The organism is Streptomyces sp. CO7 (assembly GCF_053474865.1).
The window spans coordinates 207630-216423 of the sequence record NZ_JBRIOU010000004.1 but is presented as its reverse complement, the minus strand read 5'-3'; the positions used below and the strand labels follow the sequence as shown (position 1 = coordinate 216423).

Sequence of the window (8794 nt, the reverse complement as noted above, 5' to 3'; positions counted from 1 at the left end):
GTGGAGGTCATCAAGCTCGACCGGAGCATGGTCGAGGGCGTGCTGGAGTCGGCCCGCCTCTACAAGATCACCAGCGGCCTGCTGAGGATCGCCGCCGATCTCGGGATGCAGACGGTGGCCGACGGCGTGGACCTGCCCGACCAGGTGAGCGTGCTGCGGGCCATGGGCTGCACCCACGGCATGGGCGGTGCCTTCTCCGCGCCGCTGGACGAGTACCGCATCCGCCGGGCGCTCGCCGAGGGGCGCTGTCCGGTGCCGCCCGACGTCGTCCGGCACGGCGCGGGCGGCAGCGGCAGGCCCGGCGGCTCCGGGGCGCACCGCGCCTCCTCCGCGGGCCGGACGGCGCCGTCCGGGGCCGGTCCGGGCGGGGGCCCCGGCAACCGCTCTCCGCTGCCTCCCGCGCGGGCCGGGGGAGTGCCGTACGGGGGCTGGCAGTACGGCGGTCTTCGGCCACATAGTGAGACCGTCGTCCCACCCACTTGACACCCGACAGGCGTCGGGGGGAGGGTCAAGGTCATGCGCACCCGAATTCTCGTACTTGGACAGCGCGTCGGCTGAGCTGGACCTCCGGAGGAGAACCGGAGATCCAGCGCCCTACCGCCCGACGCGCTCCCCTCGCTTGCCTCACGGCACGAGGGGTTTTTTGTTGCACGGGGGCGACGCGCCCAGAGAACAGAACTCGCGAACAGCTCGCACACACCACCTCGCATCGAGAAGAGAATGCCGATGACCGAGCAGGCCACCGGGGCCCACCATCCGCAGCCGCGGCCCCGCAACGGAGGACTCCAGCAGTCGCCGACCGAGCACGTCACGGGCGCCCAGTCGCTCATCCGCTCGCTCGAGGAGGTAGGGGTCGACACGGTCTTCGGCATTCCCGGCGGCACGATCCTTCCGGCGTACGACCCGATGATGGACTCCACCCGGGTGCGCCACGTCCTGGTCCGGCACGAGCAGGGCGCCGGCCACGCGGCCACCGGCTACGCGCAGGCCACCGGCAAGGTCGGTGTCTGCATGGCCACCTCGGGGCCGGGCGCCACCAACCTGGTCACCCCGATCGCCGACGCCAACATGGACTCCGTGCCGCTGGTCGCGATCACCGGGCAGGTCGTGTCCGCGGCGATCGGCACGGACGCCTTCCAGGAGGCGGACATCGTCGGCATCACCATGCCGATCACCAAGCACAGCTTCCTGGTCACCCGCGCCGAGGAGATCCCCCGGGTCATCGCCGAGGCCTTCCACATCGCCTCCACCGGCCGCCCCGGCCCGGTCCTGGTCGACATCCCGAAGGACATCCTCCAGACGAAGACCACCTTCTCCTGGCCCCCGGCCGTCGACCTGCCGGGCTACCGGCCGGTGACCAAGCCGCACGCCAAGCAGATCCGCGAGGCCGCCCGGCTGATCACCTCGGCGAAGCGCCCCGTGCTCTACGTCGGCGGCGGCGTCCTCAAGGCCGGCGCCACCGCCGAGCTGAAGGTGCTCGCGGAGCTGACCGGGGCGCCGGTCACCACCACGCTGATGGCGTTGGGCGCGTTCCCCGACAGCCACCCGCAGCACCTGGGCATGCCCGGCATGCACGGCTCGGTCGCCGCGGTCACCGCGCTGCAGAAGGCCGACCTGATCGTCGCCCTCGGCGCCCGCTTCGACGACCGCGTCACCGGCAAGCTGGACAGCTTCGCCCCGTACGCGAAGATCGTCCACGCGGACATCGACCCGGCGGAGATCGGCAAGAACCGCGAGGCGGACGTCCCGATCGTCGGCGACGCCCGCGAGGTGATCGCCGACCTGGTCCAGGCCGTGCAGAAGGAGCACTCCGAGGGCCACCGCGCCGACCTGGGCGCCTGGTGGGCGGACCTCGACCGGTGGCGGGAGAACTACCCGCTGGGCTACGAGCTGCCCTCCGACGGCTCGCTCTCCCCGCAGCAGGTCATCGAGCGGATCGGGCAGCTCGCCCCCGAGGGCACGATCTTCACCGCGGGCGTCGGCCAGCACCAGATGTGGGCGGCCCACTTCCTGCAGCACGAGACCCCGGCCACCTGGCTGAACTCCGGCGGCGCCGGGACGATGGGCTACGCGGTCCCCGCCGCGATGGGCGCCAAGGCCGGCCGGCCGGAGCGCGCGGTCTGGGCGATCGACGGAGACGGCTGCTTCCAGATGACCAACCAGGAGCTCACCACCTGCGCCCTGAACGACATCCCGATCAAGGTCGCCGTCATCAACAACGGCGCGCTGGGGATGGTCCGCCAGTGGCAGACGCTCTTCTACAACCAGCGCTACTCCAACACCGTGCTGCACTCCGGTCCCGGCGCCGACCAGAAGGGCCCGAGCGCCGGCACCCGGGTCCCGGACTTCGTCAAGCTGTCCGAGGCGATGGGCTGCTACGCGATCCGCTGCGAGTCGCCCGAGGACCTCGACAAGGTCATCGAGGAGGCCAACTCCATCAACGACCGTCCCGTCGTCGTGGACTTCATCGTCCACGAGGACGCGATGGTCTGGCCGATGGTCGCGGCCGGCACCTCCAACGACGAGATCATGGCCGCCCGGGACGTCCGCCCCGACTTCGGCGACAACGAAGAGTGATGGGACGAGGAACACCTGACATGTCGAAGCACACGCTCTCCGTCCTGGTGCAGAACACCCCGGGCATCCTGGCGCGGATCGCCGCGCTCTTCTCCCGCCGCGGGTTCAACATCGACTCGCTCGCCGTGGGCGTCACCGAGCACCCCGACATCTCCCGCATCACCATCGTGGTCGGCGTCGAGGACCTGCCGCTCGAGCAGGTCACCAAGCAGCTCAACAAGCTGGTCAACGTCCTGAAGATCGTCGAGCTGGACCCGGTCCAGTCGGTCCGGCGCCAGCTGGTCCTGGTCAAGGTGCGCGCGGACAACGAGACCCGTTCGCAGATCACCCAGATCGTCGACCTGTTCCGCGCCAAGACGGTGGACGTCTCCCCGGAGGCCGTCACCATCGAGGCGACCGGCGGCAGCGACAAGCTCGAGGCCATGCTCCGGATGCTGGAGCCCTACGGCATCAAGGAGCTGGTGCAGTCCGGGACGATCGCCATAGGGCGCGGCGCGCGGTCGATCACCGACCGCTCGCTGCGCGCCGTCGAGCGCGCCTCCTGAGCTGCTCCGCTTCCCAGGAACCACCGGCTCGCCCGCATGGCGAGACCGTCAACCCTCTTCCGCCGCCCGGTCATACGCTGGGCGCAGCACCTGTGACACAACTAGGAGTGAACCGAAGTGGCCGAGCTGTTCTACGACGCCGATGCCGACCTGTCCATCATCCAGGGCCGCAAGGTCGCGGTCATCGGCTACGGCAGCCAGGGCCACGCCCACGCCCTGTCGCTGCGTGACTCGGGTGTCGACGTCCGTGTCGGTCTGCACGAGGGCTCCAGGTCCAAGGCGAAGGCCGAGGAGCAGGGCCTGCGCGTGGTCACCCCGGCCGAGGCCGCGGCCGAGGCCGACGTCGTGATGATCCTGGTCCCGGACCCGATCCAGTCGCAGGTCTACGAGGAGTCCATCAAGGACAATTTGAAGGACGGCGACGCGCTGTTCTTCGGCCACGGCTTCAACATCCGGTTCGGCTTCATCAAGGCCCCGGCCGGCGTCGACATCTGCATGGTCGCCCCCAAGGGCCCGGGCCACCTGGTGCGCCGTCAGTACGAGGAGGGCCGCGGCGTCCCGTGCATCGCGGCCGTCGAGCAGGACGCCAGCGGCAACGCCTTCGCGCTCGCCCTGTCGTACGCCAAGGCGATCGGCGGCACCCGCGCCGGCGTCATCAAGACGACCTTCACCGAGGAGACCGAGACCGACCTGTTCGGCGAGCAGGCCGTGCTCTGCGGCGGCACCGCGGCGCTGGTCAAGGCGGGCTTCGAGACCCTCACCGAGGCGGGCTACCAGCCGGAGATCGCCTACTTCGAGTGCCTCCACGAGCTGAAGCTGATCGTCGACCTCATGTACGAGGGCGGCCTGGAGAAGATGCGCTGGTCGGTCTCCGAGACCGCCGAGTGGGGCGACTACGTCACCGGCCCGCGGATCATCACCGACGCCACCAAGGCCGAGATGAAGAAGGTCCTCGCCGAGATCCAGGACGGCACCTTCGCGCAGCAGTGGATGGACGAGTACCACGGCGGTCTGAAGAAGTACAACGAGTACAAGGACCAGGACTCCCAGCACCTGCTGGAGACCACCGGCAAGGAGCTGCGCAAGCTCATGAGCTGGGTGGACGAGGAGGCCTGAGCCGCCCGGCGGGGCCGGAGCACCGCTCCGGCCCCGTTCTCCCGTCCGTGCGGAAACCGCACGGACGGGTGATCCTTCCGCAGGGGCGCGGGACGACGACCGGGGCCCCACTACACTGCACTGCATACGCGTCAGGCCCACAGCGTCGTGCGTCTTCCACGCGGCTAGCACCCCTCCACGCCTGCGGCCGTCGGGACGGCCGTCCGCAACGCAATTGAGGACTCACGTGAGCTCGAAACCTGTCGTACTCATCGCTGAAGAGCTGTCGCCCGCCACTGTCGACGCGCTCGGTCCGGACTTCGAGATCCGGCACTGCAACGGAGCCGACCGGGGCGAACTGCTCCCGGCCATCGCCGACGTCGACGCGATCCTGATCCGCTCGGCCACCAAGGTCGACGCCGAGGCCATCGCCGCCGCGTCCCGCCTGAAGGTCGTCGCCCGCGCGGGCGTCGGCCTCGACAACGTCGACGTCTCCGCCGCCACCAAGGCCGGCGTGATGGTCGTCAACGCCCCCACCTCGAACATCGTGACCGCGGCCGAGCTGGCCTGCGGCCTGCTCCTCGCCACGGCCCGCAACATCCCGCAGGCCAACGCCGCGCTCAAGAACGGCGAGTGGAAGCGGAACAAGTACACCGGCGTCGAGCTGGCGGAGAAGACCCTCGGCGTGGTGGGCCTCGGCCGCATCGGCGCCCTGGTCGCCCAGCGGATGTCGGCCTTCGGCATGAAGGTCGTCGCCTACGACCCGTACGTGCAGCCCGCCCGGGCCGCGCAGATGGGCGTGAAGGTGCTGACGCTGGACGAGCTGCTCGAGGTCTCCGACTTCATCACCGTCCACCTCCCCAAGACCCCCGAGACGCTGGGCCTGATCGGCGACGAGGCGCTGCGCAAGGTCAAGCCGACGGTGCGCATCGTCAACGCCGCGCGCGGCGGCATCGTCGACGAGGAGGCGCTGTACTCGGCGCTCAAGGAGGGCCGGGTCGCCGGCGCCGGCCTCGACGTCTACGCGAAGGAGCCCTGCACGGACTCCCCGCTCTTCGAGTTCGACCAGGTCGTCTCCACCCCGCACCTCGGCGCGTCCACGGACGAGGCGCAGGAGAAGGCCGGCATCGCCGTCGCCCGCTCGGTGCGCCTGGCGCTCGCGGGCGAGCTGGTGCCGGACGCGGTCAACGTCCAGGGCGGCGTGATCGCCGAGGACGTCAAGCCGGGTCTGCCGCTGGCCGAGCGGCTGGGCCGCATCTTCACGGCGCTGGCCGGCGAGGTCGCGGTGCGGCTCGACGTCGAGGTGTACGGCGAGATCACCCAGCACGACGTCAAGGTGCTGGAACTCTCGGCGCTCAAGGGCGTGTTCGAGGACGTCGTCGAGGACACCGTCTCCTACGTCAACGCCCCGCTGTTCGCGCAGGAGCGCGGCGTCGAGGTGCGGCTGACCACCAGCTCCGAGTCCCCGGACTTCCGGAACGTGGTCACCGTCCGCGGCACCCTGGGCAACGGCGCGGAGGTGTCGGTCTCCGGCACGCTGGCCGGGCCGAAGCACCACCAGAAGCTCGTCGCCGTCGGCGAGTTCGACGTGGACCTGGCGCTCACCGACCACATGGTGGTGCTGCGTTACGCGGACCGGCCCGGCGTGGTCGGCACGGTCGGCCGGGTGCTCGGCGAGTCCGGCGTCAACATCGCCGGCATGCAGGTCGCCCGTGCGGCGGCCGGCGGCGAGGCGCTCGCGGTGCTGACGGTCGACGACACGGTGCCGGCGGCGGTGCTGTCGGAGCTGGCCGAGGAGATCGGCGCGACCTCCGCCCGGGCCATCAACCTGACCTGAGCGACCGCCCCCCGGGGCACGAGGAAGGACCCGCCCGCCGCGAGAAGCGGTGGACGGGTCCTTCCCCGTTTCCTGCTACATCCCCTTCCCGCCTGCCGGGAGCACCAGCCGACCACGGCCCGCTCGACAGGACGGCCGGCTCAGTCGCGGTCGCCGCAGTCGGCGGCCGGCCGGATCCCGCGGAGGGTGAGCGCGGCCGCCACCGCGGCCACGGCGAGCAGCGCCGCACCGGTCAGTCCCGCCACGTGCATGCTGTCCGTGAACGCCGCCCGCGCCGCCCGGGCCAGCGACTCGCCCGCCCGGCCGGGCAGTTCGGCCGCGGTGGCCAGCGCGCCGCCGAGGGTCTCCCGGGCCGTCCCGGGGGCCGAGGCCGGCATGGCGTCCCGGTACACGGCGGTGCCCACGGACCCCAGCACCGCCATGCCCAGCGCGCCGCCGAACTCCGCGCCCGTCTCCAGCACCGAGGAGGCGGCGCCCGCCTTCTCCACCGGCGCGGCGCCCAGCGCCAGGTCCGTCATCTGCGACATGACCAGGACGATGCCGCAGGCCAGGACCCCCGCGGCGACCAGGACCAGCACCAGTGAGTCGGTCCCCGGGGCGGCGAGCAGCGCGTAACCGGCGGCGGCGACGGCGAACCCGGCGGTGACCACGTGGACCCGGGGCACCCCCTTCTGGACCGCCGCGGCGGCGGCCGGCGCGGCGGCGCCGATCGGCAGGGAGGGCGCCAGCGACCACAGGGCGGCCTCCAGGGCGCTCATGCCCAGCACCGACTGCAGGTACTGCGTGGTGAAGAGGGAGGAGCCCATCATGCCCAGCGCGGAGACGGCGTTGAGCGCCACCGCCGGGCCGAAGCCGCGCGAGCGGAACAGGCCCCGCGGGATCATCGGGGAGGCCGCCGTCCTCTGACGCCACACGAAGAGCGCCCCGAACAGCAGCCCGGCCCCGAGAAACGCGCCCTGCTCGGGCTCCCAGCCGTGGGAGGCGAACTCCTTGACGCCGTGGATGAGCGGCAGCACCGCCGCCAGCGAGAGCGGCACGCTCAGCAGGTCGAACCGGCCCGGCGAGGGGTCCTTGGACTCCGGCAGCAGCACCGGGCCGAGGACCAGCAGCAGCGCCATGGCGGGCAGGTTGACCAGGAACACCGAGCCCCACCAGAAGAACTCGACCAGCAGGCCGCTCATCACCGAGCCGAGCGCGACACCGCCGGTCATCACCGCGCTCCACACGCCGACCGCCTGGGCGCGCTGGCCCGGGTCGGTGAACATCGTGCGCACCAGCGCCATGGTGGACGGCATCAGGGTGGCCCCGCCGATGCCGAGGACGGCGCGGGCGGCGATCAGCGTCGGCGCGCTGTCGGCGTAGGCGGCCACCAGCGACGCCGCGCCGAACGCCGCCGCCCCGAACAGCAGCAGCCGCCGGCGGCCGATGCGGTCGCCGAGCGAGCCCATGGTCATCAGCAGGCCGGCCAGGACGAAGGCGTAGATGTCGAACATCCAGAGCTGCTCGGTGCCGGTGGGCGCGAGGTCCGCGTTGATCGCGGGGATCGCGAAGAACAGGACCGAGACGTCCATCGAGACCAGCAGCAGCGGCAGCATCAGGACCGCCAGCGCGGTCCACTCACGGCGTCCGGCCCGGGCCGGAGAAGGCGTTGTCGTCGTCATGGCAGTGACGGTACACACGTCTTATACGCTTGTCTATGACGCTTGTATAAGACAGATGTCAGGGACGCTTGTACAGGGACGGATAGGGTGAGCACATGGGTCATCGTGAGGATCTGCTCGACGGCGCCAAGCGCTGTCTGCGGGAGAAGGGTTTCGCCCGGACCACCGCGCGCGACATCGTGCGGGAGTCGGGGGCCAACCTGGCGTCGATCGGCTACCACTACGGGTCCAAGGACGCCCTGCTCGCCCAGGCGTACGTGGGGCTGATGGAGGAACAGGCCGAGCACTTCGACTGGGAGGCCGGCGCGGCCGGAACCGCCCCGGGCTCGCCGGAGCGGATCCGGAAAGTACTGAAGACGGTCGTCGAGTCGTTCGACCGGCCCGACTCGGTCTGGCACCTCAGCATCGAGGTCATCACCATGGGGGACCGGTTCCCGGAGATCACCCGCAACCTGGTCGCGGCCCAGCGGGAGGGCGGCCGCGGTCTCGCCGCGCTGCTGCTGGGGCTTCCGGAGGAGAGCCTCGACGACGGGACGACGGACACCGTCGGAAGCCTGATCATGGTGCTGCTCGCGGGCATGATCGCCCAGCACTCGCTGGACCCCGCCCTCGCCCCGACCGGCGATCAGATCACGGACGGCCTGTTCCGGCTGGTCGGCGGCGCGCCGGCGCAGGAGCGCTAGCCGGCGGCCGCCCGGGCGCCGGCGGTCAGAGGCGGGCGGCCTTGACGCCCATGTGGAGCAGCAGACGGTGCTCGCCGTCGTCGAGGTCGAGGCCGGTGAGCTGCTCGACGCGGGAGAGCCGGTAGTAGAGGGTCTGCCGGTGGATGCCGAGGGCGGCGGCGGTCCGGCCGGCCTGCCCGGCGTGGTCGAGGTAGACCTCCACCGTGCGGGCCAGTTCGGGGTGGGCCAGCAGCTCGCGCAGCGCCGTGTCCTCGGCCGCGCCCGCGGGGAGCCGGGTGAGCAGGCGGTACGGGCCGATCGCCGACCACTGCGCCACCGGTCCCAGCCGCGGCTCCGCCGTGACGGCGCGGGCCGCGGCCAGCGCCTGGTCCCACAGCTCGCCCGCCTCCCCGGCCC

8 protein-coding genes are annotated in these 8794 nt (G+C 71.6%); 6 read left to right on the top strand and 2 right to left on the bottom strand.

Annotated elements, in window-relative coordinates:
* From ACOV8S_RS13700 to serA, 5 genes are all read left to right on the top strand, one after another.
* Positions 1–483 (top strand): EAL domain-containing protein (locus tag ACOV8S_RS13700; RefSeq protein ID WP_448318094.1); only part of this gene is annotated, 483 nt, incomplete at its 5' end.
* Positions 484–726: 243 nt separating this feature from the next.
* Positions 727–2577 carry an acetolactate synthase large subunit gene (locus ACOV8S_RS13695; protein WP_448318093.1) on the top strand — a complete coding sequence of 617 codons (1851 nt, stop codon included), beginning with the start codon at positions 727–729 and terminating at the stop codon, positions 2575–2577.
* Between the two features lie 20 nt (positions 2578–2597).
* The gene (gene ilvN, locus ACOV8S_RS13690) at positions 2598–3122 is read left to right on the top strand and encodes an acetolactate synthase small subunit (protein ID WP_108954261.1); all 525 of its coding nucleotides are present in this window, start codon (positions 2598–2600) and stop codon (positions 3120–3122) included.
* Between the two features lie 117 nt (positions 3123–3239).
* Positions 3240–4238, top strand: coding sequence for a ketol-acid reductoisomerase (ilvC, locus tag ACOV8S_RS13685; protein ID WP_351111967.1), 999 nt, complete (start codon positions 3240–3242; stop codon positions 4236–4238).
* Positions 4239–4464: 226 nt separating this feature from the next.
* Positions 4465–6054 carry a phosphoglycerate dehydrogenase gene (serA, locus tag ACOV8S_RS13680; RefSeq protein ID WP_448318092.1) on the top strand — a complete coding sequence of 530 codons (1590 nt, stop codon included), beginning with the start codon at positions 4465–4467 and terminating at the stop codon, positions 6052–6054.
* A 140-nt stretch (positions 6055–6194) separates the two neighbouring features.
* On the opposite strand, the gene ACOV8S_RS13675 is transcribed toward serA, so the two are convergent.
* Positions 6195–7715: an MFS transporter gene (locus ACOV8S_RS13675; RefSeq protein WP_448318091.1), complete on the bottom strand. Its 1521-nt coding sequence runs from the start codon at positions 7713–7715 to the stop codon at positions 6195–6197.
* Between the two features lie 95 nt (positions 7716–7810).
* Between ACOV8S_RS13675 and ACOV8S_RS13670 the strand changes: the two genes are divergently transcribed.
* Positions 7811–8398, top strand: coding sequence for a TetR/AcrR family transcriptional regulator (locus ACOV8S_RS13670; protein ID WP_448318090.1), 588 nt, complete (start codon positions 7811–7813; stop codon positions 8396–8398).
* 25 nt (positions 8399–8423) lie between these two features.
* Here ACOV8S_RS13670 and ACOV8S_RS13665 read toward each other — a convergent pair.
* On the bottom strand, positions 8424–8794 hold a 371-nt coding region (locus ACOV8S_RS13665; RefSeq protein WP_448318089.1), incomplete at its 5' end, for a PucR family transcriptional regulator.

Excerpts from the sequence above, each read along its gene's own strand:
- ACOV8S_RS13695 (WP_448318093.1), top strand. The coding sequence starts at position 727 with ATGACCGAGCAGGCCACCGGGGCCCACCATCCGCAGCCGCGGCCCCGC.
- ilvN (WP_108954261.1), top strand. The coding sequence starts at position 2,598 with ATGTCGAAGCACACGCTCTCCGTCCTGGTGCAGAACACCCCGGGCATC.
- ACOV8S_RS13675 (WP_448318091.1), bottom strand. The coding sequence starts at position 7,715 with ATGACGACGACAACGCCTTCTCCGGCCCGGGCCGGACGCCGTGAGTGG.
- ACOV8S_RS13670 (WP_448318090.1), top strand. The coding sequence starts at position 7,811 with ATGGGTCATCGTGAGGATCTGCTCGACGGCGCCAAGCGCTGTCTGCGG.